Origin of the sequence: Paraburkholderia atlantica (genome assembly GCF_000092885.1) — a bacterium.
In the GTDB taxonomy this organism is placed as follows: domain Bacteria; phylum Pseudomonadota; class Gammaproteobacteria; order Burkholderiales; family Burkholderiaceae; genus Paraburkholderia; species Paraburkholderia atlantica.
On sequence record NC_014119.1, the window covers coordinates 583,507 to 608,921 of the forward strand.

The following is a 25,415-nucleotide window of genomic DNA, read 5'->3' on the forward strand; positions in this document are numbered from 1 at the left end:
CGACGCAACCTGGCTCAGTGCCCGCGCTCCATGCCGATTGCGGTTTCGAGGGCGAGTTCCGCCACGTCGAACGCGCGGCGAATCGCCGCTTTGGCGTCGTCGTCAGCGCAGTGCGCGATGGGCTTGAGTTCGCGCGCGGGCGTGACGAGATCGAGCCGCACGTCATACAGCGGACGCGACGACCCCGGACGCAACGCCTCGATGGCGAGATGGCAGTGCGACACGAGCGCGCTAAACCGCGCGAGACGCACCAGTTGCGCGCCAGCTTCCGCTTCGAGCGGAGCGGCACCCGCAAAGCCAAGGTAGACGATCTGCATGTCAATGCCCATGTTCGCCTCCCGTTGCCAGTGTCGAACGGACCTGTTCCACGCAGATGCAAGTCCAGGCGCTCGCTATGGGCTTATCTTGTTCCTGTCGGAGTGGCGGTCATTGACGTGGGTCAAGCGCAGTGAAGGCAGTGTGACAATCAACTAGTGATAGTCGCTTGACTGCCATACCGGAGCGGACTAATATGGACTTAGTCCACTAGGAGCAGTTATGCAGACAGTCAATATACATGAAGCAAAGACCCAGTTTTCGCGTCTCGTCGATGCTGCGGCCAGCGGCGAGGAGATCGTGATCGCAAAGGCCGGCAAGCCGGCAGCGCGGCTCGTACCGATGGAACAGGCCAGGGCCGTTCGGCGGTTTGGTGGACTGAAGGGGAAAGTTCGCATTGCGGACGACTTTGACGCACCCTTGCCCGATGACGTTATCGCGGCATTCGAAGGCCGTTGATGCGACTCCTTCTCGATACGCACGTTTTCCTCTGGGCAGTCACGGACGATCGCAAGCTAACCAAAGCTGCCCGTAAGCTGATACTCGATGCAAGCGAGGTTTTCGTCAGCAGCGCGAGTATTTGGGAGGCCTCGATCAAAGCCGGTCTTGGAAAGCTCGAGGTGGACGTCAATCTCCTCGTTTCCGAGATCGAAGCGAGCGGCTTTCTGGAGTTGCCGGTGCGGGCAGTGCATGCCGCTCTGGTTCGAGATTTGCCCGATATTCACAAGGACCCATTTGATCGGCTTCTGGTCGCACAAGCTCTTTCGGAGCCGTTGCGCTTGCTGAGTTCAGACGGCCACCTGTCGAAATACACAGACCTGGTTATCGCCGTCTAGGACACTCCTCAATGCATATGCATCCCCCCATTGATCGCAATATCGGCTCCGGTGATAAATGCCGCCTCCTCGGAGCATAGAAACGCGATCAGCGCCGCCACCTCGTCCGGACGTCCCAGCCGGCCTACCGGGATCTGCGGCAGGATCTTCGTGTCGAGAATCTCGCGCGGCACCGCTTCGACCATCGCGGTCGCGAGGTAACCGGGCGACACCGTGTTCACCGTAACGCCGTGCTTCGCGGTTTCGAGCGCAAGCGCCTTGGTGAAACCGTGCACGCCCGCTTTGGCCGACGAATAATTGGTTTGCCCGTAGGCGCCGCGCGAACCGTTGACCGACCCCACGTTGACGATACGGCCATGGCGCCGCTCGAGCATGCCGGGCAACAGCGGCTTGGTCATGTTGAACAGGCCATCGAGATCGGTGCGCAGCACGGCGTCCCAGTGCTCCTTGCTCATCTTCGCGAAGCTCGTGTCTTGCGTGATGCCGGCGTTGTTGATCAGCACGTCGACCGCGCCCAGTTCGGTCAGCACGCGTTGTGCGCAGCGCGCGCAGGAATCGAAGTCGGCGATGTCGGCTTCATATGCGTGAAAGTCGCGCCCCGTGTCGCGCTCGTGCTGCAGCCAGGTCGGCACGTGATCGTTGTGCGTCGAGTGCGTCACCACGACCGTCATACCCGCGTCATGAAGCGCCCGGCTGACCGCCGCGCCCAAACCGCCCATCCCGCCTGTGACCAATGCCACGCGATCCGTTCCCATCTGAACTCCTCCTTGCCATGTCTGCCATTGACGGTGCGCGCGCCGGCTTTGCCGGCTCACGCGGCTAAACGACGCCCGCGAACGGCAGCGCGTTCTGCGAGCCCCACCACCACGCGCTCAGGCCGCCCGCGAGCGGCGCGACGCCCGGCGCGATGCCGTACGCCGCCTGCCACCACGCATACCACGCGGCGCAAGCGCGGTTGGCCTCGTCGAACCAGTCCGCCTCGCGCTGTACGGCGAAGGCGACCGACCTGCTCCAGTCGGCGAAGCTCCGCTCCGCGTACTCGCGCGCGGCGCCCTGCGTGGTCTGATACGCCGACGCGTAATCGAACCAGCCTGCGGGTTGTCCGGATGCCGTCGAGGTCCATGGTGAAGCGAAGCGCCCGAGCGGCGCATCGGATTCGGAAGCCATCATCGCTGCCCTCCAGAGCACAGCATAGGATTGCCAGGCGCGGTTGCAAACCGTCGAGCGCGTCTGCCACCGTCTTGAGCGCGCGACGGCCCGCGCTTGATCTGCATCAACAGCCTCGCCCGCCGGGCCAATAGACTCCATTTGACGGCGGGCGCGAGCCCGCCTGCGCCCGTTTCCCCACGTTCTGTCACGGAGCTTTGGCGATGAGCTACAAAAGCATTCTCGTTCACCTCGATACGAGCGTTCGTGCACATCCGCGCCTCGAGGTCGCATTGCAGCTCGCGCACCGCTTTCACGCGACGCTGACCGGCCTGTTTTCGACGTACGTGCCACCGCGTCACGCGTTCTTCGTGATGGCCGGCACCGCCGACTACTACGCCGAGCACGAGCGCCTGCGGCACGAGCGTGCCAGCGCGCTGGAGCGGCTGTTTCGCGCGGAACTCGCGCGCGCGAACGTCGACGGCCAATGGATCGCCGCGAACGGCTACGCGAACGACGTCGTGCCGCCCTATGCGCGTGTCGCCGATCTGATCGTGCTCGGACAGACCGACCCGACCGACCCCGAGGCGTTCGTCGCCGAACAGTTCGTCGAGCACATCGTGCTGTCGGCCGGGCGGCCGGTGTTGCTGGTGCCGTCGAGCGGCACCTTCGCTGCGCCGGGCCGCCACGCGCTGATCGCGTGGGACGGCAGCCGCGAAGCGACCCGCGCGATCCACGACGCGCTGCCGTTCCTCGCGCACGCGGCCAAAGTGACGCTGCTGACGGTTCATTCGTCGGCCGATCGCCCGCCGCAGGGCACCGCCGCGGGCGACGACATCGCACTCACCGTCGCGCGTCACGGCGTCAAGATCGATGTGCGCGAGCTGAGCGTCGCGGACGGCACGCCGGTCGGCGACGCGCTGCTGTCGCAGGCGGCCGACCTCGGCTGCGACCTGATCGTGATGGGCGCCTACGCGCATTCGCGTCTGCACGAAGTCGTGCTGGGCGGAGCGACACGCACGATGCTCGAGTCGATGACCGTGCCAGTGCTGTTGTCGCACTGAAGTGCGCGCTTAAGGAGTCCGCCATGTTTCACCGCCTACTCGTCGCGCTCGACGGCAGCGACACCGCCTCGCGAGCGTTCGACGCCGCGCTGACCCTCGCCGCCGAAGCGGACGCCGAGCTGATGCCGCTCTACGTGATCGACGTGCCCGTCATCGCCTACGACGCGCCCGGCTTCGATCCTTCCACCATCGAGGACGCGTTCATCGAGGAAGGCAAGCGGATCGCGGCAGACGCCCAGGCCCGGATGACCGCGCGGGGGGTCAAGGGCACGGCTCGCACCGTCGAAGCCGCGACCGCCGGCGAAGACGTCGCGCATCGCATCGTCGAGACGGCGCGCGAATGGCACGCCGACGCGATCGTGATGGGCACGCACGGCCGCCGCGGGTTTCAACGGCTGATGCTGGGCAGCGTCGCCGAGCGCGTGCTGCGCCGCGCCAGCTGCCCGGTGCTGATGATTCCCGCGCAGGCGAGCGGCGCGGCGAGCGTCCAGCCGGCCCCGGCCCGCGCCAACGGCGGACTCACCTGAGCCGCTAGCAACCGGCCGCTGCGCCACGCGGTGCTTCAGGGCCTCGGGTGGCCTTGTTCGTCATGCCGCACGACCAGCACCGGTATGTCGGTTGACCGCACCAGCGACTCCGCGACGCTGCCGAGCAGAAAGCGCTGCACGCCGTGGCGGCCGTGCGTGCCCATCACGATCAGATCGGCTTCGATTTCGTCGGCGACGCGCGCGAGTACCGCCGACACGTTTTCGGCGTAAGCGTCGATCACCCGCACGCCGCCGGGCACCTGCGCCTCGCGCAACAGCTCGCGGGGGCCATCGAGCGCGCGGCTGGCGAAATCTTGTGCCGCGCCCGCCGGTTCCGGCTCGAAAGCCACGTCGGCATTGTCCGACCACTTGCCGTGCCCCACCACACAGCAGGCTTCGAGCGTGGCGCCCGTCAGCTTCGCGAGCTTCAGCGCCTCGGCGAAGGCGCGCTGCGCGCTGGGACTGTCGTCGAGTGCAACCAGAATTCGTGCATACATGTCGGACTCCCTCTGAAAGCGCTGGCATGACCCGAAATGGTGCCGTCGCGCGTGTGCACCGACAGTGTGAAGCGCGCGCCGCCGCGCGGCTTGACGCAGGTCAATGGGCCGCCGCTCGACGAAACCGACATCGCCAGCAACACACTAGGAATACTCCTACAACCACTACCTGAACTCCTAGCGCCGCTTAAAGCGCCGCCGATTTATTTCCAGGATCGGGTCGCCAATACTGGTCGGTATGGACACCGCCCCGTCAGCCACCTTATCGAGAGTTTTTCTCGTCGACGATGCGACCGAGGTCCGGCGCCGGCTTGCTTGCCTGATCGCGCTGATCCCGGGCATCGAAATCGCCGGCGAGTCCGCGGGCGTCGAGCACGCGTTCGACGACATCGTCGCGAGCCGAGCCGATGTCGCGGTGCTGGACCCGTGCTTCTCCGGCAAGACCAACCTGTTGCTGCTCGCTGCGCTATCGCGGGTGCGGCCGTCCATCGTCAGCATCGTGCTGACCAATCATGTCGCGACGGCGTTTCGCCGCGCGTGCGAAGCGGCGGGCGCCGACTTCTTCTTCGACAAGACCTCGGAGTTCGAGCTCGCCTGCCGTGCCATCGAAGCGATAGCCTATGCGCGTCGTGCGCATCGGGTCTGACCGCCAGGAGCCGATCATGCAAGTTGCCGCAGTCCGTGAACCCCGCCACGACGCGCCTCGCACCTCGCACGTCGTACCGATCCACGTCGCGCCGGGCACCGCGGCGGCACGCCACGCCGTGACGCGTTGCTCCACCTGCGCGATGCGCGCGATCTGCATGCCGCCCGAGCTGACACCGGACGAACTGAGCCGGCTCGACGCGTTGATCTGCTCGACGCGCTCGATCAAACGCGGCGATGCGCTGTACCGCGCGGGCGACGAGTTTCAAAGCATCTACGCGATACGCGCCGGCTCATTCAAGACCGTCGTCATGCATCGCGACGGCCGCGAGCACGTGACCGGCTTCCAGATTGCCGGCGACTCGCTCGGCCTCGACGGCATCGGCGAGGGCAAGCAGAATTGCGATGCGATCGCGCTCGAAGATAGCGTCGTGTGCATCATTCCGTTCGCGCAGCTCGAGGCGATCTGTCGCGAGATCAAGCCGATGCAGCATCACATCTATCAGATGATGAGCGGCGAGATCGTGCGCGAATCGAGCCAGATGATGCTGCTCGGCACGATGACCGCCGAACAGCGCGTCGCAACGTTCCTGCTGAACCTGTCGAAGCGCTTCAAGGCGCGCGGCTTTTCCTCGGCGGAGTTTCATCTGCGCATGACACGCGAGGAGATCGGCTGCTTTCTGGGCATGAAGCTCGAAACGGTGAGCCGGATGTTCTCGAAGTTTCAGCGCGAGCACCTCGTCATGGCGAACGGCAAAACGATCCGCATCGAAGACCCGGAAAGACTGGCTCGGGTTTGAGCGCCGGCGCGACGCTCGCCTCGCCTTCGTTCGCGGGACATGCCGGGTAGAACAAGCGCTCCTGAACTGATATAACTCAGTGCGTTGCGGTATGCGACCTTGCGTGACCGCCCGGAGGAGCGATGGGTCTATCGAGCGGCGAGTCTTCCTGCTTCACCGGTGCCGCGTCCGAGTCGGACGTGTCCGTCGAGGATCGCTATTTCATGTTGGTCGAAGCAGTGCAGGACTACGCGATCTTCATGCTCGACCCCGCCGGCCGCGTAACCAGCTGGAATCCGGGCGCACAGCGCATCAAGGGCTACACGCCCGAAGAAATCATCGGCCAGCATTTCTCGAAGTTCTATACCCCGGAAGACATCGCGGCCGGCAAGCCGGCACGCGAACTGGAAACCGCCGCAGCCGTAGGCCGCGCCGAGGACGAGGGGTGGCGCGTGCGTCGCGACGGTTCGCGTTTCTGGGCCAACGTGGTCGTGTCCGCCGTGCACGACGCGTCGGGTGCGCTGCTCGGCTTCGCCAAGGTCACCCGCGACATGACCGAGCGCATGCGTCTCGCGGAACTCGAACGCGCGAGTCAGGTATCCACGCACGTGCAGATCGCCCGTGAAAACGAGCAGAAACGGATTGCGCGCGAACTGCACGACGATCTCGGCCAACGGCTGACCGCGCTGAAAATGAGCGTCGCGCTACTCGAAGCGAAGCTGAATAAGCAAGCCGATACTGAGCCGCTCGCCGCGCAGACGCAGGAATTGCAGAAGCAGATCGACTGGATGGCCGCTTCGCTGCGGCGCATCGCCGCCGATCTGCGGCCCCCGCTGCTCGACGACCTCGGACTCGCCGCTGCGCTCGACTGGCTGGCCGAAGACTTCACGAAGCGCTACAACGTGCGCTCGAGCGTGCATCTCGAACCGGCCGAACCGGTATGCGGCGAATTCGCGGCGACGGCGCTGTTTCGCATCGTTCAGGAGGCGTTGACGAACGTCGCGCGGCACGCGAAGGCGAGGCGCGTACGCATCGACATGTCCTGCGCGGGCCCGATCGTATCGCTCGATATCGAGGATGACGGCGTGGGTGCCGCGCTGGATCAGCCGCAGGGAACATCTTCATTTGGGCTGCTTGGCATTCGCGAACGGGTGCGGCAGTTGCGCGGCAACGTGTCGTTCACCAGCTCGCCGGGCCAGGGTTTCAGGATCTCGATCCAGATACCGGCCGACGCGCTGGTGTAGTGCTCACACGCTGCCGCGCCCCACTGTACGGATTACTCCGCAGGCTCTTCCTCGGTGCTTTGCTCGCGCATCAGCAGCACCGGACAGGTCGAGAAACGCAGCACCCGCTCCGCCACGCTGCCGATCACGAGGCGCCGCACGCCGCGCCGCCCATGCGTGCCCAGCACGAGCAGATCGGCGTGGACCTGCTCGCCGTGGCGCAGCACGATCGTGGCAACGTCGTCGGACAGACTCTCCGACTCGATCATCGCGGGCCCGCAACGCACATCGGCGGCGGCGCAGGCCTGCTCGGCTTCCTCCAGCACCGAGTGGCCGTCCTGGCGCAATGCTTCGACTAGCGCGAGCGGGTCGTAATAGCCGGCATAGGAAAAGATCGGCGTCTTGTCGACTACATAAACCGGATGCACGACGGCCTTCGTCAACGCCGCCAGATTCACCGCTTCTTTCAGCGCGCGTTTCGAGAAGCTACTGCCGTCTAGCGCGACGAGAATATGTTGGTACATGCCGATTCTCCACTGAGGTTGGATTTGTCAACGCGCGTGGCGCGCCCCTGCTACAGATAAAAAGGCCCGCCCGCACTGCCCAGATACGGCTCCCGCCACTCGCCGCGCAGCACCGCATCCGCCCGCAACGACGACGGATCGCGCGGACACACGAGCACGGGACAAGCCGCGTCACGCAGCGTGCGCGACGTCACGTGCCCCGGCAACGGATGCGGCGTGCCGCGCATGCCGTGCGAACCCATTACGATCAGGTCCGCGTGCCAGCGTTGCGCTTCGTCGAGAATCGCGGTCGACGCATCGCCGGAATCGTCGTCGAACTCGAGCAGCGCGGTTTCGGTCGGGCGCCGGCTCTGTTCGAGCATCGCGGCACCGCGCCGCAACACATCGATTCGATGCTGCGACACGACTTCGAACGGCAGCCATTCGCATCACGCGAACCGGTCGTCGGCCGCGTAGACGACCTTGATGCATGCGTCGGGCGGCGCGACCGCGAGCGCGGTGCGCAGCGCGTCGAGCGCGGTGTCGCTGCCATCGATCGCGACCAGCACGCGGTTCACCGCCGCGGCAACGCTCGCGTCGGTCGCATCGGTCGACCTCGCCGGCATATACAGCACCGGACGCCCGATCGACGCGACCAACTCCTCGGGATCGATACGGCCGCCCCAGCGATGTTCGCGCGGATGCGCGGCCACCGCGACCAGATCCGCGTCCCATTGCGCCGCCGTGTGAGCGAGCGCTTCGGCCGCGCCCTGATGCAGCGCGGTCAGATCGACGATCTCGGCGTCGGTCGCCGCGACGATGCCGTGCAGCGCGATCACCGCGTCCCGCAGCGCGGCCTGCGCGCCGTGCAGCATCGCGCGATGCGCCTCGCACCAGTCCGGATAGCTGAGCATCAGCGTCGGATAAAGCGCGGCCGGGTTGCAAACGATATCGACGAGACGAAAGCGCGCATCCGCGGCGACGAACTGCTGCGCGACGCGCGTGGCGAGCGCCAGTCCGGCGCCGCCCGCGGACGCGATCATCACGCGGTGAAAGGTGTTGCGCTCGGCAGCAGTGTTCATCGGCTTTCCTCGGATCGTCGCGCCGCGCCTCGGCCCGTGACGGGGGGCCCCAACGGTGCGCGCTTACATGATGAACGCGGGCGCGGCGGGCGGCTTGATCTGTATCAAGCGCCAATGGCTCGCGAGCGGATCATCAGCGGATCGCGAGCACGGCCGCGCCGATCAGCTTGCCGTTGCGCAGGTCGTCGAGCGCGCGGTTCGCGTCGCGCAACGGGTAGGTGGTGGTCTCGATCGCGAGCCGGGTCTCCGCTGCGTTGCGCATGAATGCCAGCCCATCTTCGCGGGTCAGATTTGCGACCGATACGACGCGCCGCTCGCCCCACAGGAACGCGTAAGGGAACGACGGAATGTCGCTCATATGAATGCCGCCGCACACCACCACGCCGCCTTTCGCAACCGCCTGCAGCGCCAGCGGCACCAGTGCGCCGACCGGCGCGAACAGCAGCGCGGCGTCGAGTTCGCTGGGCGGGGTCTCATCGCTGCCGCCCGCCCATGCCGCGCCGAGGCGCAGCGCGAGTTGCTGGGCCGCGTGATCGCCGGGACGCGTGAACGCATAGACGGTGCGCTGCTGGTGACGCGCGACCTGCGCGACGAGATGCGCGGCCGCGCCGAAACCGTAGATGCCGATCCGTTCGGCATCGCCCGCCGTGCTCAACGTGCGATATCCGATCAGACCCGCGCACAGCAGCGGCGCGGCCTCGATATCGCTGTAGTGCGGCGGCAGATGGAAGCAGTAGCGGCTATCGGCGACCGTGCGCTCGCCATAGCCGCCGTCGATCGTGTAGCCGGTGAAACCAGCGTCTTCACAGAGATTTTCGCGGGCGGACAGACAGTAGCGGCAGTGCCCGCAGGTGCGCCCGACCCAAGGCACGCCGACCCGCTCGCCCACTTCGAAACCGCTGACGCCCCCGCCCACTTCGGCCACCACGCCGACGATTTCGTGGCCTGGAATCACCGGCCGCTTCGGATGCTCGAGCTCGCGGTCGACCAGATGCAAGTCCGTGCGGCACACGCCGCAAGCATGAACGTCGATCAGGATCTCGCCGGCACCGGGCCGCGGATCCGGCACTTCCCGCTCGGTCAACGTCGCCGAGCTGCCGTCGAACACCATCGCTCGCATCGGGTTTCTCCTTCAGACGCTTCGGCGGCGACACCGCTCTCATCAGCATAGGCGCGCCATTGTGTCGCGCGATCGGCCGCTGCCCTGCACCGTTTGATCGAGGTCAATAAGGGCCGTTTCGCCGCCCGTACACTGATCTTATTCCTGATAGGGGAGCCGTGCCGTGATTGCGCGAATCCGAAATTGTCTGCTCGTGGGCGCGGCGTTCGCGCTGACGGCCGGCCTCGCCTACGGCGAACCAGAGCCGAGCGCGCTCGTCGATCAGCAGCACTGCATGTTTTGCCATACGCGCGATGCGCCGTTTCTGGCGCCGTCGTTCCAGCAGATCGCCGAGCACTATCGCAACGTGCCGAACGCGCAGCCGATGCTCGAGCACAAGCTGCGGCTCGGCGGCAAGGCGCACTGGGGCGATACGCCGATGCCGCCGGCGGCCGAGCGCGGCGGGCCGTTGTCGGCGCAGGACGCGCACACGCTCGTGCAATGGGTGCTCAGCCAATAAGGACTCGATGCGCACGCATCGGGCCCGCTGCCGACGCGTCATCGCGGCGGCAATGCGAATCAGTCGTTTATATTGCGGAGACTTGTCATGCGTTTGACCGTTCATCTCGACACGTTCGATCGTGTCAACCCGATGGCCTTCGCCATTCTCTGGCTCGACAAGGACACGCGGCAATGGTCGCGCGAAGGTCATTTCGGGCTCGAGTTGCCCGAATGGGGCGCGTTGCATGTGGATTGCGGCAATACGCTCGTGTGCGCGCCGCATAGCACGGTGCCGGTCTGCGTGCTCGAGGGACTCGATCTGAACCAGCCCGACGGGCCGTTCGAAGGCGAGGTCGGTCGCGTGCAGTGGTGCGCGGAACCCGGACGCAATCTGATGTGCGGCCACTGGCGCGTGCAATGCATCGACGTCGAACAGACCGAACCGGAAAACAGCGTATTCGCAACCGACGAAGGCGCCTGAATCGGGGCGTCGTAACCCCCTGAACACCCGCTGAGTCAGGCCGTCGCCAATGGCAGCGTCACACGTGCCTCCAGACCGCCAGAGCAGCGATTTTCGAGTTCGAGTTCGCCGTGCATGGCAAGCGTCAGGCGTCGCGCGATGGCGAGCCCGAGGCCGGAGCCGTGCGTCGAAGCCGCCGTTTCGGGCGCGCGGTACCACGGAGAGAACACTGTCTCGAGACGGGCTGGAGCGATGCCGGGTCCGGAATCGACGACGGCAAGCACGAGGCTCTGCGCGCGCACGGTCACTTTAAGACGCACATCCGCGCCATAGCGCAACGCGTTGTCGATGAGGTTCGCGAGCACGCGGCGCAACGCATGAGGACACGTCATCACAGGACGCCCTACGCGCCCCTCGAGTTCGAGGGTGCGTCCCGCGTCGCGATAGTCGGCGATCAGCACGCCAAGCAGGCCGTCCGCATCGACGGAACGCATGGGCTCCAGTGCGCTGCACTGCATGCGCGCGCAGGCAAGACTGCCCTCTACCAATTCCGCCATCTCGGCCAGATCACGAGCCAGCGCGTCTCTGACCGCACGGTCCTCCACGAGTTCGGAGCGCATGCACATGCGCGTGAGCGGCGTGCGCAGATCGTGTGCATAGGCGGCGAGCACATGAAGCAATTCGGCCTGCCGCCGGGCGCGATGGCGCGTACATACGTTGAACGCGCGAGCGAGACGCGCGATGGCCGACGGTCCCATCCCTTCGGGCAAGACCGACTCCGTTGCGTCGCCAGGATTGCGCGCGATGACCGCCGTCATGCGCTGAAGGTACACGCGCAGCTCCACGACTTTCAGGGCCGCAATGGCCACTGCGAGAACGGCCGGCAGCATGAGCGGCGGACCGACGCGCACGAGCATGTCCCAGCTGGCTTCATGCGCAGCATACGGAGCGTAAGCACAGGCGGCCGCGAACAGCAGCCAAAGCGCCCGCGACGACGCGGCAAAGGACAGCCTCGCGGACCTGCTCATGCATACGCCGAGTGTGTTGGGTGGGTCGATTGCGGGCGCGCTCAAATCCGTTCTCCTGTACTGGCGGCTTCGTACCACAGCCGAACGCGCCATCGACAGACAGCCAGCACCATGCCTCGATGAGCATGACGGAATTCGCCACGGTGACCCGCTGTCTAGCTGCGTCGCGGTACGCCTCGCTCGGCATCGTCAGAATAGTGCCCGTCAAGGGTGTCCACCAGTATATGAACGTATGAGTTCCGCCTCCATACGTTCACGCGCGCTTCCGGAAAGTCGCTCGTCACGAACCTATACCGACGTATATGAGAACCTATCCTTAAACATCTCCCAACTCAGTCATGAATGGAATGGTTCGATCGCTTCCTTCTAGTTAATCTGCTCGCAGCGGTATTTAAAACGCATCTTCACGCGCTTATCACAGGCCATGGAAAAACCCGATCACATATTGATTGTCGACGACGACCGCGGCATACGCGAGCTGGTTGCCGGGTATCTGGAGCGAAACGGCATGCGCGTTTCGGCCGCGGCCAATGGACGGGAAATGCATGAGCTTCTAGGAAAGCATGCCCCCGATCTGATTCTGCTCGATCTGATTTTGCCTGGGGAAGACGGTCTCGCGCTCTATCGCACGTTGCGTGACAACCGCCATCGAGCGGTGCCCGTTCTGATGCTGACCGCGAATAGCGACGTCACCGACCGCATCATCGGGCTCGAAATGGGCGCGGACGACTATATGTCAAAGCCGTTCCAGGCCCGCGAGCTTCTCGCCCGCATACGGGCGGTATTGCGCCGCACGCGCATGCTGCCGCCAGACGTGCAGCAAGTGGACGAAACACCCGTTCTCGGCTTCGGGGAGTGGCGCCTCGACACCCGCGCGCGTCATCTGCTCGAATCCAACCACACGGTCGTGACGCTGAGCGGCGCCGAATATCGCTTGCTGCGTGTGTTTCTCGATCATGGGCAACGCGTGCTGACGCGCGACCAGTTGCTCAACCTGACGCAGCGTCGCAACGCCGATCCCTTCGACCGCTCGATCGATCTGCTGGTGAGCCGGCTCCGGCAAAAATTGAATGACACCGCACGCGCCGCCCGCTACATCAAGACGCTGCGCAACGAGGGCTACATCTTTTTGGCGCCGGTCACGATTCATCATGAATCTCGCGAAGCCTTGTGCGCACATGCCCACGTCAAGAGCGAAGCGAATCGATTGAAGCGAAGTTTCTTCGGTGTCGCGCGATTTTTGTAGGGCAGATACGTGCGAGGTTTCTAATGACTCCACGCAACGGCGATTCACCCGGGCGGCAAACTAACTCGGTAGCGCTGCGTCGCATGAACATAGGGCAAGCCGACGGCTGCGGATGAGGCGCACCGTTGGTGTCGCCTTCGAGCGTGATGGAGATCGTTCAAATCGCTTTTGCGACCCGTTCTATTACTTGCGCTTGCGATTTTGCTGCGGCTCAGCGATCACGCTGAGCTATTTCACTTTGAGGCCGCACCCTTGAGCGTGGCGAGAAGCACAGTATCGCTGAAGGGCTTGAACAGACAATCGTACGCGCCCTGCGCTGTCAGGTGATTGCGAAAGGCTCCGTCCTTGTGAGCGGTAATGAAGACCACGGGCACGCCTTTTCCGAGCCGTTTCAGCTCGCGAAAGAGCGCCGGCCCGCCCATACCCGGCATGCTGACGTCGAGAAGCAGACAATCAGTTTGATCGACGACGCCCGACGCAAGAAAGGATTCTGCCGATGAGAACACGCTCACAGCAAATCCAAATGCCCGCACCAGATTGGAAAGCGACTCCCGCACTGCTTCGTCATCATCCACCAACGTTACCCGCATGATTACCCGCCATCAAAATTCGTTGAGACCGCTACACCGCTATCAAAGGATGCACGAAGGCGGCCGGCAGATCTACGATACCTTGGTATCTTTCGTACAGGAAAATGCCTGAACGCTTGCGGCACGACTTGTCACACGAAGACATCGCCGGAGTATTGCTTGCAAAAGCAGCGTGGATGGCGCTAATCGCAGGCACGTTCATGCACCGCAGATGTGCCGCCCGGTTACTCTCGTTTCTCGATCAACTCATAAGTGCATTCGAGAATTCGACGAAGGCTATGCGAAACGGAGACAGCGCGATAAGTTTGATGCGTAGCTGTCGACATCACCAATAGCGTCGCAACGAAGAAAGTGTATGCTTGCCGCAACAAATTTGGTTTGCAGCGGCGATGGATAGAAAAACAAATATCTTGTGGGACGATGGCGAGCGAGTTTTGTGGAGAGGACCGGCCTCCGCGCTAGCCGGTCAGAATGAACTGTTCGCGCGGCTTGCCGCTGAACAGCCGATGCCCGCCAGTCTCGATCGTCTTGCCCACGAGTTCGCGCTGAAGGACGAGCTTGACAGTGCGTGGGCCGTGCGTCCGCTGAGACTGGTGCGTGAGGACGGACAGGTCTCACTGGCATTCGAGGACCCTGGTGGTGAATCGCTCGCGCGTCTGCTCGGCATGCCATTGCAGATCGGGTACTTCCTCGAAATCGCCAGTGGCATTGCGGCCGCGCTCGGTAAGCTTCATCAGCGCGGTCTGGTCCATAAGGATCTGAAGCCCGCGCATGTCCTCGTGCATTGCGCCGATGGACAGCCGCGACTGACCGGCTTCGGCCTGGCCTCGCGCCTGCCCCGCGAGCGGCAGGCGCCTGAAGCCCCCGAAACCATCGCCGGAACGCTCGCCTACATGGCGCCCGAGCAGACCGGCCGGATGAATCGCTCGATCGATTCGCGCAGCGACCTGTATGCGCTCGGCGTCACTTTCTACCAGATGCTGACGGGTGTCCTGCCGTTTGCCGCCACGGACGCGATGGAATGGGTGCACTGCCATATCGCCAGAACGCCATTGGCACCCAACGCGCGGGTGGAAGCCATCCCCGCCGTCATCTCCCGCATCGTCATGAAGCTGCTCGCCAAGACAGCCGAGGAGCGTTACCAGACTGCCGCCGGTGTCGAGCATGATCTGCGGCGGTGCCTCGCGGACTGGCAGCGTCAGCGCCATATCGACGACTTTCCGCTGGACGGGCACGGCACCCCCGACCGGCTGATGATCCCCGAGAAGCTTTACGGACGTGAGCGCGAAATCGAGACCCTGGTCGCCGCTTTCGACCGGATTCTGGATAGCGGCGTGCCCGAGCTCGTGCTGGTGTCCGGTTATTCGGGCATCGGCAAATCGTCGGTGGTCAATGAACTGCACAAGGTCCTGGTGCCGCCACGTGGACTGTTTGCATCCGGCAAGTTCGACCAGTACAAACGCGACATCCCCTATGCGACGCTGATCCAGGCATTTCAAAGCCTGGTGCGCATGCTGCTGGGCAAATCCGACACGGAACTGGCAGGCTGGCGCACAAGACTGGTCGAGGCGCTCTCGCCCAATGCAGCGCTCATCAGCGACCTGATCCCCGAACTGGAGCTGATCATCGGCGAGCCGTCCCCAGTCCCGGAACTCGAACCACAACAGGCGAAACAGCGCTTCCTGCAGGTGTTCCGGCGCTTCATCGGCGTATTCGCGCAGGCCGGGCATCCGCTGGCACTGTTTCTCGACGACCTGCAGTGGCTCGATGCAGCGACCCTGGACCTGCTCGCGGATCTGCTGATCCAGCCGGACCTGCGCTACCTGATGGTCATCGGCGCCTATCGCGACAACGAGGTGGATGCCGCCCATCCACTGACCGCCCGGCTCCAGGCTATCCGCAGCGCGGGCGCGACGGTCGGGGAAATCCGGCTCGCGCCGCTGACCGGTACGCACATCGGGAGTCTGATCGCGGACGCGCTGCACTGTGCGCCTGACAACATTGCGCCCCTGGCGCGCCTCGTGCACGACAGGACGGGTGGCAACCCGTTCTTCGTGATCCAGTTCCTGCTGGCACTCGCCGAAGGCAATCTTCTCGCTTTCGATCACGATGCACGGCAGTGGCGCTGGGATACCGAACGCATCCATGCCAGCAGTTACACCGACAACGTCGTGGACCTGATGGCCGGCAAGCTGACGCGGCTGCCGCCCGCGACACAGCACGCGCTGCAGCAGCTTGCCTGCCTCGGGAACGTAGCGACCATCGCGACATTATCCGCCGTGCTCGGCACACCCGAAGCCCAGGTTCACGCCGTGCTGTGGGAAGCGGTTCGCCAGGAACTGGCCCTGCGGCTGGACGGCGCTTACGCGTTCGTTCACGACCGGGTTCATCAGGCCGCCTATTCCCTGATTCCTGAATCTTCGCGCGCCGAGGCCCATCTGCGCATCGGCCGGCTGCTCGTCGCGCAGACCCCTGCGGAAAAGCGCGAAGAAGCGATCTTCGAGATCGTCGGGCAGCTCAATCGCGGTGCCGCGCTGATCACCGAGCCGGACGAACGCGAGCAACTGGCCGAACTCAATCTGCTCGCTGGCCAGCGCGCCAAGGCGTCGATGGCCCACACCTCGGCGCTAGCCTATTTCACCACTGGCGCGGGGCTATTGAGTGATGATTGCTGGCAGCGTCGGCATCAGTTGACCTTTGCACTGGAGCAGAATCGGGCCGAATGCGAATTCCTGACGGGACAACTGCTGGCTGCCGAAACGCGACTGGGGACGCTGTCGAAGCGTGCCACGACCACGCTCGAACGCGCTCAGGTCACATGCTGGCAGATGGATGCCTACCTGATTCTCGACCAGAGCGAAAACGCGATCGCCGTTGGCCTCGCCTTCCTTCGTCATGTGGGCATCGAGTGGTCACCCCATCCGGACGACGCGACCGTGCGCCGCGAATACGAGCGCATCTGGTCACTGCTTGGCGACCGGAGCATCGACGAACTCATCGATTTGCCGCCGATGGACAATCCAATCGCGCTGGCAACCGTCGAGGTTCTGACCAGGCTCTTCGCACCCGCCTTGTTCACCGATGGGAACCTCAATTGCCTGACGATCTGCAAGGCAATCAGTCTCAGCCTCGAGCAAGGCAATGCCGATGCGTCGTGCGTGGCCTATGCCCAGTTCCCCTGGTTCGCCGGACGACTTTTCGGCGACTACCAGCCCGGATTCGAATTCGGCCGGCTCGGCTGCAAGCTCGTCGAACGACGCGGCCTCGTACGCTTCGAAGCCCGCACGCATCTTGCGTTCTCCGTTTATGTCGCCCGCTGGGTGCACCCTGCGCGGCAGACTTGCGGCGACCACTTCCGCCGCATTTTCGACGCTTTGAACCGGACCGGCGACCTGTCGTTCGGCGCGTTCGCGTGGTTCCATCTGGTCTCGAACCTGCTTTTCATCGGCGAGCCACTCGCCGAGGTGCAACGACAGGGTGAGACCGGCCTGGCGTACGCCAATAAACTGCAATTCGGCCTGGCCATTCACTTTATCGAAGACCAGCTTGCGGTCATCCGGACGCTCCGCGGCCTGGCGCCGGTGTTCGGCTGCCTCGACGACGCGCAGTTCAACGAAGCTGACACCGAACAGCACTATCTGGATCCGGACAAACCGTCCCTGTCGGCCGCCGCGTGCTGGTACTGGATCCGCAAACTCCAGGCGCGCTATCTCGCCGGCGACCACGAGGCGGCGATGGCCGCTGCGTCAGAGGCGCAACGGCTTTTGTGGACTTCGCACTCGTTCCTCGACGAGGCCGAATATCACTTCTATGCCGCGCTGGCGACTGCTGGACGGCGTGATTCCATCGCCGCTGACGAGTGGCCGCAGCACCAGCAAGCACTGACTGCCCACCACAACCAGTTGCGCGTCTGGGCCGATCTCTGCGCGGAGAACTTCGCAAGTCATACCGCACTGGTCGGCGCCGAGATCGCGCGCATCGAAGGCCACGTGGCAGAGGCAGAAACGCTCTACGAGCAGGCCATCGATTCGGCGCAGGATAGCGGATTCGTCCACGTCGAGGCGCTGGCCAGCGAACTCGCGTCCCGCTTTTATGCGGCTCGCGGTCGTCGGAGAATTGCGCGCATGTTTATGCAGGACGCCCGCTATGGCTATCTGCGTTGGGGCGCCATCGGCAAGGCGCGCCAACTCGAGGAACAGTACCCGTATCTGAGGACCGAAGAGGCGGTGCCCGGACCAACCAATACGATGGCAGCGCCCATCGAGCACCTCGAGCTGGCAACCGTGATCAAGGTGTCGCAGGCGGCGTCAGGCGAGATCCACCTGGAAAAGCTGATCGGGATGGTCATGCGCACGGCCATCGAACAGGCGGGCGCCGAACGGGGCCTGCTGATCCTGTCGGATGCGGGCGACCTGCGGATTGCCGCGAGAGCCACCACCGCCGGCGACGGGCTCCACGTGCAGCTATCCGACGGGCCGGTCATCGCAGCGATGTTGCCGGAGTCGATCCTCAACCAGGTCTTGCGGACGCGCGAGACGATCTTTCTGGACGATGCCGCAGCTGACCCCTTGGCTGCCGCGGACCCCTACGTCCGTCAGCATCGCGCCCGTTCCATTCTGTGCCTGCCCCTGATGAATGGCGCGAAGCTGATGGGCCTGCTCTACCTCGAGAACAACCTCGCTGCCCGCGTGTTCAGCGCGGCCCGGATCGCCGTGCTGAAGCTCGTGGCCTCACAGGCTGCAATTGCGCTCGAAAACGCCCGTCTGTATCGCGACGTCGCGCAACGCGAAGCGAAGATCCGCCGCCTCGTCGACGCCAATCTCATTGGCATCGTGATCTGGGGCCTGGACGGACGACTTATCGACGCCAACGACTCATTTCTCCACATGCTCCAGTACGACCGTGAGGATCTGCAGACAGGGCTTCGATGGTACGACATGACGCCTCCCGAGTGGCAACAACGCGTGCCGCGCGAGTTCGAAGAGCTTGCGGCGACCGGTGCCATGCAACCCTGCGAAAAGGAGTTCTACAGGAAAGACGGCAGCCGGGTACCCGTCCTCATCGGCGGCGCAGCATTCGAAGATGAGCCGAACCAAGGTGTCGCTTACATTCTCGATCTGAGCGCGCAGAAGCAGGCGGAAAAGAAAATCCGTGAGAGCGAAGAGCGCTATCGCGACGTGCAGGCCGAACTGGCGCACGCGAACCGCGTCGCGACGATGGGGCAACTCGCCGCCTCGATCGCTCATGAACTCAGTCAGCCCGTTACCGCGACGGTAGCCAATGCCGAGGCCGCATTGCGATGGCTGGCCCGCGAGCCCGCCGACCTCGGCGAAGCGAGGCGTGCGCTCGACCGTATCATCAGGGACAGCAATCGCGCCGGAGACGTGCTTGGCCGGATCCGGCAACTGGTCAGAAAGGCGCCGCGGAAAAAGGAACCAGTGGACATCAACGAGGCGATCCGCGAGATCACCGAACTCGTCCAGGGAGAAGCAAGAAAGAGTGGCGCCAGAGTGGAGATGCAACTCTCGGAAGATTTGCCGTCCATTGAAGGCGACCGGGTGGAATTGCAGCAGGTGCTGCTCAACCTGATCATCAATGCATTGGAGGCGATGGGCAGTCTCGAGGGGACTCGACACGTGCAGGTCAGCACGGGCGAGGCAGACGGTGCCGGCGTGGTCGTGACCGTGCGCGACTCGGGGCCGGGCTTCGGCCCGAACGGTGCCGAGCACGCGTTCAACGCGTTCTACACAACGAAGGCGACGGGCCTGGGTATGGGACTGTCAATCTGCCGCTCGATTATCGACGCCCATGGCGGCCGCTTGTGGGTAAGTGAATCAACGCCGCGCGGCACGGCCGTTCAGTTCACGGTGCCCCTGCACACGTCGCCAATGCTATGACGCTCCACCGGATATTTTCGCCAGGACGCTCGCAACGATGCGATCGCACTGCGCCCCGCCGAATTCGAACACGTCGCGCTCGGCGACATCGAGCGCCTGAGCAAGCGACTCGCGCAGCATGCTGCGCGCGCGAAAATGCCGGCTCCGCACCGTCGCTTCGGGAATGTTCAGACACTGCGCAGTCTCCTCGACGCTCATTTCCTCGATCGCGCGCAGCACGAATACGACGCGAAACGGCTCGGGCAATTCATCGAGTTTGCGTTCGAGCAGTTCGCGCACCTGCGAACGCGCAAGCGCCCGGTCGGGGGCATCGTCGTCGTGTGTGGTCATTGCATCGTCATGTTCGATGTATTCGGGCGCGTCCACGATCGGAATCACATTCTGGCGCCGCGCCGAGCGCCGCAATCGCGCAAAGCATTCGTTGAGCACGAGCCGCGACAGCCACGTGAACAATTGCGAATCACCGCGAAACTGGCCGATCGATCTGTACGCGTGCAGATACGCATCCTGTAGCGCATCTTCCGCCTCGGCGTCGTTGCGCAAGGTCGCGCGCGCCGTGCGGTAGAGCCGGCGGTTATGCCTTCGCATCAGCAGCTCGAACGCGTCACGGTCGCCCGCGGCGATGCGGCGCGCGATGCCGAGGTCGTCGTCAGTGGTCTCAACTGGAAGATTCATCATCGCTTCATCGTACGTTCAGAACTGCGTGCATCGTCGGATGCAGCGTGCACGAATACGCGTAGCGTCCCCCCTTGGTCGCCACGTAACTCCACGATGCATCCGGCGCGATGTCATGCGAATCGAACGCTTTCGCATCAGCGGTCGCGGTGTGCGGAAACAGGTCCTTGTTGATCCACACCACGCGGTCACCGCGCGCGACCGTCAACGCGGACGGATTGAACCGCATCTGTTCGATCACGACGACGTACGTCGCCGCCATCGCATCGACGTGCAACACGAGCACGCCCATCAGACAAACGAGCAGGCGCATATCACGCACCGCTCTTCGCCAGTTCCGCCTGCACATGGCGCGCATGTTCGAGATGCGCGACGAACGCCGGGCGCACTTTCACGAGCAGCGCCTTCAGTTCCTCGTTCTTCGCGCTCGGAATGAGCGTCTTGTCGAGCGCGTCAATCACGCTTTCATGATAGGTGACCTCGTGATCGATATAGGCTTTATCGAAGCTGGCACCCGAAAGCGTCTTCAGCCTGGCGATGTTCTCGTCGCCGCCCTGCTTGATGTTTTGACTCGTCGGATTGTCCTCGGGAGTCACGTTGAGCTTCTTCACGAGATCCGTCGCGGCCTTGTTGACGCCGGTGTGATCGGTGACCATTTGCTGCGCGAACGCCTTCACGTCCTTCGATTTCGTTTTGGTTTCCGCGAGCTTACCCGCGTCGATATCGACCTGATTTGCGGTCACGACGATCGCGGCAATCTGCGGATCGCTCGGTCCGGTGCCTTGCGCACCAGACGCGATGCTCGCTAACGCGAGCGCGGCCGCCAGCACGGTGTGGATGGTGAGTTTCATATGACATCTCCCTATACTCCGGTGCGGATATGGGATTGGATGTCACGTCGAAGAGGCGCGTTCCCGATCGACCGGGAACGCGCGAGGATTGAGCGCGCCACATTGACGCGTGAAGCGAAAAACCACCCCACACTACATCGCGATCACCTTGCCAGGGTTCAGGATATTGTGCGGGTCGAGCGCAAGCTTGATCGCCTTCATCGCGGCGAGTTCGGCCGGCGAGCGCGACAGGCCGAGCACGCCCAGCTTCTCCTCGCCGATCCCATGCTCGGCCGATACCGAGCCGCCCATTTCCCCGGTGAGTTCATAGACGACGCGCTTGACGTCGTCGATGTCCGCGTCGGTCCAGCCCGGCTCCTGCGCCACCACGTGCAGATTGCCGTCGCCGAGATGCCCGTACACGAGGATCGTCGCTTGCGGCCAGCGCGCGCGCAGCCGCTCGTCGCAACGCTGCGCCGCGTCGCCCGCCTGCGCGACTGCGAAGCTAATGTCGAAGGAGATGCGTCCCGGGATCAGCCGTGGATATTCGGCCGGCGCGTCGCGAATCGCCCAGAATGCCGCGGCGTCCGCGTCCGATTGCGCGATCGCGGCGTCGGCGATCACGCCGTCGTCGAGCATGTCGGCGAGAAAGTCCTCGAACGCCGCCGACTGCCGCTCCGGGTCCGCGCCGCACGTCTCGAGCAATACGTAGTAAGCGTGATCGCTGCCGAGCGGCACGCGCAGTTCGGGCAGGCGTTCCCGCACGAAGTCGCAATAGCTGGGCCACATGACCTCGAACGCGGACACGCCGGCCGGCAGCCGTTCCTGTGCGCGGCCGAGCAGCGTGGTCACCGCCGCGTAGTCCGGCATGCCGCACCATGCGGTCGAGATCGCGCGCGGCTTGGCGCGCAGGCGCAGCACCGCGCGCGTGATGACCCCGAGCGTGCCTTCGCTGCCGGTCAGCAGGTTGCGCAGGTCGTAGCCGGTATTGTTCTTGATCATCTTGCGCTCGCCGCCGATCACGCTGCCGTCGGCGAGCACCGCTTCGACATCGAGCACCTGGTCGCGCATCATCCCGTAGCGGATCACGCGATTGCCGCCCGCATTGGTCGCGATGTTGCCGCCGATCGTGCAACTGCCGCGCGCGCCGAGGTCGAGCGCGAACATGAAGCCGGCGTGATCGGCCGCTTCCTGCACGACCTGCAGCGGTGTGCCCGCGAACACGGTCAGCGTCGCGCTGACCGGATCGATGTCGATGACGCCGCTCATCCGCTCGACGCTCAGCGCGACTTCGCCGCCGAGCACGCAGGCGCCGCCCGCGTGCCCGGTCATGCCGCCTTGCGTGACGACCGGCTGGCGGAATTGATGGCAGATCCTGAGCGCGGTGGCGACCTCTTCGGTCGTGCGCGGGCGAATCAGCGCGATCGGATCGGTGGATGGCGTGCCGCTCCAGTCCGCGAACTGCCGCCCGCCAAATTCGGCCGGCAGACTCACGATGTCCGCGCCGAGCGCTTCGCGCAGCGCGGCGACGGCTTCGTTACCGCGGGTCGCGGCGTTCGGTTGTTGCTGCATCAGATATCTCCGGTTCGTCAGACGGACAGAGCCGCTACGCGCGCCTGCACCGTTTGGGATTGCGTTTGCGCTTGCGCTTGCGCGCGCGACAGCGGCGCCTGCCGCCCTGGCCAACGCAGATAACTGCGGTCGAGCCCGGCGATATCGCAGCAGCCCAGCAAGCCGAGCGCCCGGTCGATCTCGGTCTGCAGAATCTCGATGGCCCGCTCGACACCCGGCTGACCGCCCGCGCTCAGACCATAGGTGGTCGCACGTCCGAGCAGTACCGCGTCGGCGCCCAGCGCGACCGCCTTCAGGATCTCGGAGCCGCGGCGAAATCCGCCGTCGAGCATCACGCACAGCTTACCCCCGACCTGCTCGACGACTTCGGGCAGCACGTCCATCGCCGATACCGCGCTGTCGAGTTGGCGCCCGCCGTGGTTCGACAGCACGATGCCGTCGACGCCGGCCTCCAGCGCCTTCAGCGCATCCGGCGCACCGAGCACGCCTTTGACGATCAGCCGACGCGGCCACAGATCGCGCAGCCAGCGGATATCGTCCCAAGATAACGACGGGTCGAGTTCCCGGCCCAGTGTGATCGTCGCGCCCTTCACGCTGTCCTGCCCCGGCGGCAGCAGGTCGCCGAGGTTCGCGAAGCGCGGCATGCCGTTGGGCCACAGCACATTGGCCATCCAGCCGGGATGACGCAGCACGTCGAACTTGTTGCGCCAGTCGAGCTTCAGTGGCTCGATGTAGTTGCGCAGGTCCCATTCACGCTTGCCGAACACCGCGCTATCGGTCGTGACGACCAGCGCCTCGATACCCGCGGCCTTCGCGCGCTGCGCCAGTTTCGCGAGAGATTCGCGCGTGCGGTACATGTAGACCTGCATCCACACGCGGCCGCCCGCGCGCTGCACGACGTCCTCCAGCGAGACCGTCGACACGTTGCTCAGCACGAACGGAATACCGGCCGCCGCCGCGGCACTGGCGAGCTTGACGTCGCCTTCGCGAAACATCAGGCCGCTATAGCCGGTCGGGCCGATCATGAACGGCGACGCGCTGCGCTCGCCGAACAACGTCACGCTCTGCTTGCGCTTTTCGACGTTCACCAGCGTGCGCGGCAGAAAAGCGATTTCGCGGAACACGTCGCGATTTCGGCGCAGCGTCGCTTCGTCTTCGGCACCGCCCTCGACATACTCGAAACAGAAATTCGGCAGACGCTTGCGGGCCATCGCGCGCAGATCATCGATGCTGTGCGCGCGCTTCACGTCGCGGCCTGCATAAAGGCGGCGTTCCAATTACATCCTCCAGTGCGTGGTTACTTGTCTATCTGGTTGTTGGTTGTGTCGCTGCAATGCACCCGCTCATGTCACCACGCCGACCTGCCAGGGCACGAACTCGCTCTGCCCATAGCCGTGCAGTTCGCTCTTGGTACGCGTACCGGAAGCGCAGTCGAGCATCATGTGGAAGATCGCTTCGCCGAGTTCGTCGATGCTCGCGCTGCCGTCGATCACTCCGCCACAATTGATATCGATGTCGTCCTGCTGGCGCTCCCACAACGCGGTGTTGGTCGCCAGCTTCAACGACGGCGACGGCGCGCAGCCGTAAGCGGAGCCGCGCCCGGTCGTGAAGCAGATCAGGTTCGCGCCCGAGGCGACCTGTCCCGTCGCGGACACCGGGTCGTAGCCGGGCGAATCCATGAACACGAAGCCCTTCGCGGCGATCGGCTGCGCGTATTCGTAGACGTCGACCAGATTCGTCGTGCCGCCCTTGGCGACCGCACCGAGCGATTTTTCGAGGATCGTCGTCAGGCCGCCCACCTTGTTGCCCGCCGATGGGTTGTTGTCCATCGCGCCGCCATTGCGCGCGCAATAGTCCTGCCACCATGCGATGCGCGCGAGCAGTTTGTCGCCGACCGCGGCGCTCACCGCGCGGCGCGTCAGCAGATGCTCGGCGCCGTAGATTTCCGGCGTCTCCGACAGGATCGCGGTGCCGCCATGCCGCACGAGCCGATCGACCGCGGCGCCGAGCGCCGGATTCGCGGAGATGCCCGAGTAGCCGTCCGAGCCGCCGCATTGCAGACCGACGCATAGATGCGCCGCCGGCACCGGCACGCGCTGCACGCGGTTCGCGTCGGCGAGCATCTCGCGCACCATCGCGATTCCGCGTTCGATCGTCTTGCGCGTGCCGCCGCTGTCCTGGATCGTGAAGCTGCGCAGCTTCGCCGTGCTGGCGTCGAGGCCGCCCGCCGCGAGCACACCGTCGATCTGATTGGTCTCGCAGCCTAGCCCGACGAACAGCACCGACGCGAAGTTCGGATGCACCGCGTAACCGGCGAGCGTGCGACGCAGGATCGCGATGCCCTCGCCCTGATTGTCGATGCCGCAGCCGAGCCCGTGCGTCAGAGCGACCACACCGTCGACGTTCGGATAGTCGGCGAGCGCGTCGGGACGCACGTCGCGCCGGAAATGATCGGCGATCGCGCGCGCGACCGTCGCCGAGCAGTTCACACTGGTCAGAATGCCGATGTAATTGCGCGTCGCGATGCGGCCGTCGTCGCGGCGAATGCCCATGAAGTGCGCGGGCTCGTCGACGTAGACGGTGGGCTGCGCATCGGCGCCGAACGCGTGCTCGCGCGCGAATTCGGACATGCCGAGATTGTGCGTGTGAACATGCTGGCCGCGCGCGATCGCCTCACGCGCTACGCCGATGATCTGGTTGTAGCGCTTGACCGGCTCGCCCTGCGCGATGTCGCGCGTCGCGATCTTGTGCCCGGGTGGAATCAATCCGGCGACGACCAGTTGCTCCGCGTCGATGCGCGTGCCCGGCAACAACTGCCGGGTTGCGATGATGACGTCGTCGGCGGGATGCAGGCGGATGATCGCGGATGCAACGCTAGCTTGAGTCGACATGAAAAGCCT

At 64.6% G+C, this 25,415-nt stretch carries 27 protein-coding genes; 11 read left to right on the forward strand and 16 right to left on the reverse strand.

The features are described 5' to 3' along the window. Nucleotides 1-14: 14 nt before the first annotated feature. Nucleotides 15-329 carry a hypothetical protein gene (locus BC1002_RS30250; protein WP_013093779.1) on the reverse strand — a complete coding sequence of 105 codons (315 nt, stop codon included), beginning with the start codon at nucleotides 327-329 and terminating at the stop codon, nucleotides 15-17. Nucleotides 330-537: 208 nt separating this feature from the next. Between BC1002_RS30250 and BC1002_RS30255 the strand changes: the two genes are divergently transcribed. Further along, nucleotides 538-774: a type II toxin-antitoxin system Phd/YefM family antitoxin gene (locus tag BC1002_RS30255; RefSeq protein ID WP_013093780.1), complete on the forward strand. Its 237-nt coding sequence runs from the start codon at nucleotides 538-540 to the stop codon at nucleotides 772-774. Further along, entirely contained in the window at nucleotides 774-1,151 is a 378-nt protein-coding gene (locus BC1002_RS30260; protein ID WP_013093781.1) for a type II toxin-antitoxin system VapC family toxin, read from the forward strand. Before BC1002_RS30255 ends, BC1002_RS30260 begins: the two co-directional genes overlap by 1 nt. Nucleotides 1,152-1,159: 8 nt before the next feature. Here the strand turns inward: BC1002_RS30260 and phbB are convergent, their stop codons facing one another. Both phbB and BC1002_RS30270 read right to left on the reverse strand, forming a co-directional pair. Further along, nucleotides 1,160-1,906, reverse strand: a complete 747-nt coding sequence (phbB, locus tag BC1002_RS30265) for an acetoacetyl-CoA reductase (RefSeq protein ID WP_013093782.1) — start codon at nucleotides 1,904-1,906, stop codon at nucleotides 1,160-1,162. A gap of 64 nt (nucleotides 1,907-1,970) precedes the next feature. Further along, the gene (locus BC1002_RS30270; RefSeq protein ID WP_013093783.1) at nucleotides 1,971-2,321 is read right to left on the reverse strand and encodes a hypothetical protein; all 351 of its coding nucleotides are present in this window, start codon (nucleotides 2,319-2,321) and stop codon (nucleotides 1,971-1,973) included. 200 nt (nucleotides 2,322-2,521) lie between these two features. Here BC1002_RS30270 and BC1002_RS30275 point away from each other — a divergent pair, with 200 nt between their 5' ends. Next, nucleotides 2,522-3,361 carry a universal stress protein gene (locus tag BC1002_RS30275; protein ID WP_013093784.1) on the forward strand — a complete coding sequence of 280 codons (840 nt, stop codon included), beginning with the start codon at nucleotides 2,522-2,524 and terminating at the stop codon, nucleotides 3,359-3,361. Between the two features lie 23 nt (nucleotides 3,362-3,384). Then, the gene (locus tag BC1002_RS30280) at nucleotides 3,385-3,888 is read left to right on the forward strand and encodes a universal stress protein (protein ID WP_013093785.1); all 504 of its coding nucleotides are present in this window, start codon (nucleotides 3,385-3,387) and stop codon (nucleotides 3,886-3,888) included. Nucleotides 3,889-3,923: 35 nt separating this feature from the next. Here BC1002_RS30280 and BC1002_RS30285 read toward each other — a convergent pair whose 3' ends face one another. Then, the gene (locus BC1002_RS30285; protein WP_013093786.1) at nucleotides 3,924-4,385 is read right to left on the reverse strand and encodes a universal stress protein; all 462 of its coding nucleotides are present in this window, start codon (nucleotides 4,383-4,385) and stop codon (nucleotides 3,924-3,926) included. A gap of 238 nt (nucleotides 4,386-4,623) precedes the next feature. Between BC1002_RS30285 and BC1002_RS30290 the strand changes: the two genes are divergently transcribed. From BC1002_RS30290 to BC1002_RS30300, 3 genes are all read left to right on the forward strand, one after another. Beyond that, nucleotides 4,624-5,031 (forward strand): response regulator, encoded by a 408-nt coding sequence (locus BC1002_RS30290; RefSeq protein WP_013093787.1) that lies wholly within the window; start codon nucleotides 4,624-4,626, stop codon nucleotides 5,029-5,031. Nucleotides 5,032-5,047: 16 nt separating this feature from the next. Further along, nucleotides 5,048-5,830, forward strand: coding sequence for a fumarate/nitrate reduction transcriptional regulator Fnr (fnr, locus tag BC1002_RS30295; protein ID WP_013093788.1), 783 nt, complete (start codon nucleotides 5,048-5,050; stop codon nucleotides 5,828-5,830). A gap of 122 nt (nucleotides 5,831-5,952) precedes the next feature. Further along, entirely contained in the window at nucleotides 5,953-7,053 is a 1,101-nt protein-coding gene (locus BC1002_RS30300; RefSeq protein ID WP_013093789.1) for a PAS domain-containing sensor histidine kinase, read from the forward strand. 32 nt (nucleotides 7,054-7,085) lie between these two features. On the opposite strand, the gene BC1002_RS30305 is transcribed toward BC1002_RS30300, so the two are convergent. The 4 genes from BC1002_RS30305 to BC1002_RS30315 form a co-directional block, all read right to left on the reverse strand. Then, nucleotides 7,086-7,556, reverse strand: a complete 471-nt coding sequence (locus BC1002_RS30305) for a universal stress protein (RefSeq protein ID WP_013093790.1) — start codon at nucleotides 7,554-7,556, stop codon at nucleotides 7,086-7,088. Between the two features lie 50 nt (nucleotides 7,557-7,606). After that, nucleotides 7,607-7,960, reverse strand: coding sequence for a universal stress protein (locus tag BC1002_RS39180; RefSeq protein ID WP_238538080.1), 354 nt, complete (start codon nucleotides 7,958-7,960; stop codon nucleotides 7,607-7,609). Nucleotides 7,961-7,984: 24 nt separating this feature from the next. Next, the gene (locus tag BC1002_RS39185; RefSeq protein WP_238538081.1) at nucleotides 7,985-8,617 is read right to left on the reverse strand and encodes an adenine nucleotide alpha hydrolase family protein; all 633 of its coding nucleotides are present in this window, start codon (nucleotides 8,615-8,617) and stop codon (nucleotides 7,985-7,987) included. A 133-nt stretch (nucleotides 8,618-8,750) separates the two neighbouring features. Further along, nucleotides 8,751-9,737 carry a zinc-dependent alcohol dehydrogenase family protein gene (locus tag BC1002_RS30315; protein WP_013093791.1) on the reverse strand — a complete coding sequence of 329 codons (987 nt, stop codon included), beginning with the start codon at nucleotides 9,735-9,737 and terminating at the stop codon, nucleotides 8,751-8,753. A 163-nt stretch (nucleotides 9,738-9,900) separates the two neighbouring features. Between BC1002_RS30315 and BC1002_RS30320 the strand changes: the two genes are divergently transcribed. Further along, nucleotides 9,901-10,236, forward strand: a complete 336-nt coding sequence (locus BC1002_RS30320) for a c-type cytochrome (protein ID WP_013093792.1) — start codon at nucleotides 9,901-9,903, stop codon at nucleotides 10,234-10,236. Nucleotides 10,237-10,323: 87 nt separating this feature from the next. After that, entirely contained in the window at nucleotides 10,324-10,698 is a 375-nt protein-coding gene (locus BC1002_RS30325) for a DUF3564 domain-containing protein (protein ID WP_013093793.1), read from the forward strand. A 35-nt stretch (nucleotides 10,699-10,733) separates the two neighbouring features. Here the strand turns inward: BC1002_RS30325 and BC1002_RS30330 are convergent, their stop codons facing one another. Beyond that, nucleotides 10,734-11,705: a sensor histidine kinase gene (locus BC1002_RS30330; RefSeq protein WP_049870308.1), complete on the reverse strand. Its 972-nt coding sequence runs from the start codon at nucleotides 11,703-11,705 to the stop codon at nucleotides 10,734-10,736. Nucleotides 11,706-12,129: 424 nt separating this feature from the next. On the opposite strand from BC1002_RS30330, the gene BC1002_RS30335 reads away from it, so the two are divergent. Next, entirely contained in the window at nucleotides 12,130-12,951 is an 822-nt protein-coding gene (locus BC1002_RS30335) for a response regulator (RefSeq protein ID WP_013093795.1), read from the forward strand. Between the two features lie 233 nt (nucleotides 12,952-13,184). On the opposite strand, the gene BC1002_RS30340 is transcribed toward BC1002_RS30335, so the two are convergent. Then, nucleotides 13,185-13,541 carry a response regulator transcription factor gene (locus BC1002_RS30340; RefSeq protein WP_013093796.1) on the reverse strand — a complete coding sequence of 119 codons (357 nt, stop codon included), beginning with the start codon at nucleotides 13,539-13,541 and terminating at the stop codon, nucleotides 13,185-13,187. Nucleotides 13,542-13,930: 389 nt separating this feature from the next. Between BC1002_RS30340 and BC1002_RS30345 the strand changes: the two genes are divergently transcribed. Beyond that, nucleotides 13,931-19,438, forward strand: a complete 5,508-nt coding sequence (locus BC1002_RS30345; RefSeq protein ID WP_013093797.1) for a trifunctional serine/threonine-protein kinase/ATP-binding protein/sensor histidine kinase — start codon at nucleotides 13,931-13,933, stop codon at nucleotides 19,436-19,438. Here the strand turns inward: BC1002_RS30345 and BC1002_RS30350 are convergent. From BC1002_RS30350 to BC1002_RS30375, 6 genes are all read right to left on the reverse strand, one after another. Then, complete coding sequence (locus BC1002_RS30350; protein WP_013093798.1) at nucleotides 19,433-20,116, reverse strand: RNA polymerase sigma factor; 684 nt, start codon at nucleotides 20,114-20,116, stop codon at nucleotides 19,433-19,435. The two genes, BC1002_RS30345 and BC1002_RS30350, sit on opposite strands and share 6 nt — an antisense overlap. A gap of 4 nt (nucleotides 20,117-20,120) precedes the next feature. After that, nucleotides 20,121-20,426, reverse strand: coding sequence for a cupredoxin domain-containing protein (locus tag BC1002_RS30355; RefSeq protein ID WP_013093799.1), 306 nt, complete (start codon nucleotides 20,424-20,426; stop codon nucleotides 20,121-20,123). A 1-nt stretch (nucleotide 20,427) separates the two neighbouring features. After that, entirely contained in the window at nucleotides 20,428-20,964 is a 537-nt protein-coding gene (locus BC1002_RS30360; RefSeq protein ID WP_013093800.1) for a DUF4142 domain-containing protein, read from the reverse strand. A gap of 132 nt (nucleotides 20,965-21,096) precedes the next feature. Then, nucleotides 21,097-22,515, reverse strand: coding sequence for an FAD-binding oxidoreductase (locus tag BC1002_RS30365; protein ID WP_013093801.1), 1,419 nt, complete (start codon nucleotides 22,513-22,515; stop codon nucleotides 21,097-21,099). 17 nt (nucleotides 22,516-22,532) lie between these two features. Further along, nucleotides 22,533-23,792: an alpha-hydroxy acid oxidase gene (locus BC1002_RS30370; protein ID WP_013093802.1), complete on the reverse strand. Its 1,260-nt coding sequence runs from the start codon at nucleotides 23,790-23,792 to the stop codon at nucleotides 22,533-22,535. A 66-nt stretch (nucleotides 23,793-23,858) separates the two neighbouring features. Further along, complete coding sequence (locus tag BC1002_RS30375; RefSeq protein WP_013093803.1) at nucleotides 23,859-25,406, reverse strand: UxaA family hydrolase; 1,548 nt, start codon at nucleotides 25,404-25,406, stop codon at nucleotides 23,859-23,861. Nucleotides 25,407-25,415 lie beyond the last annotated feature (9 nt).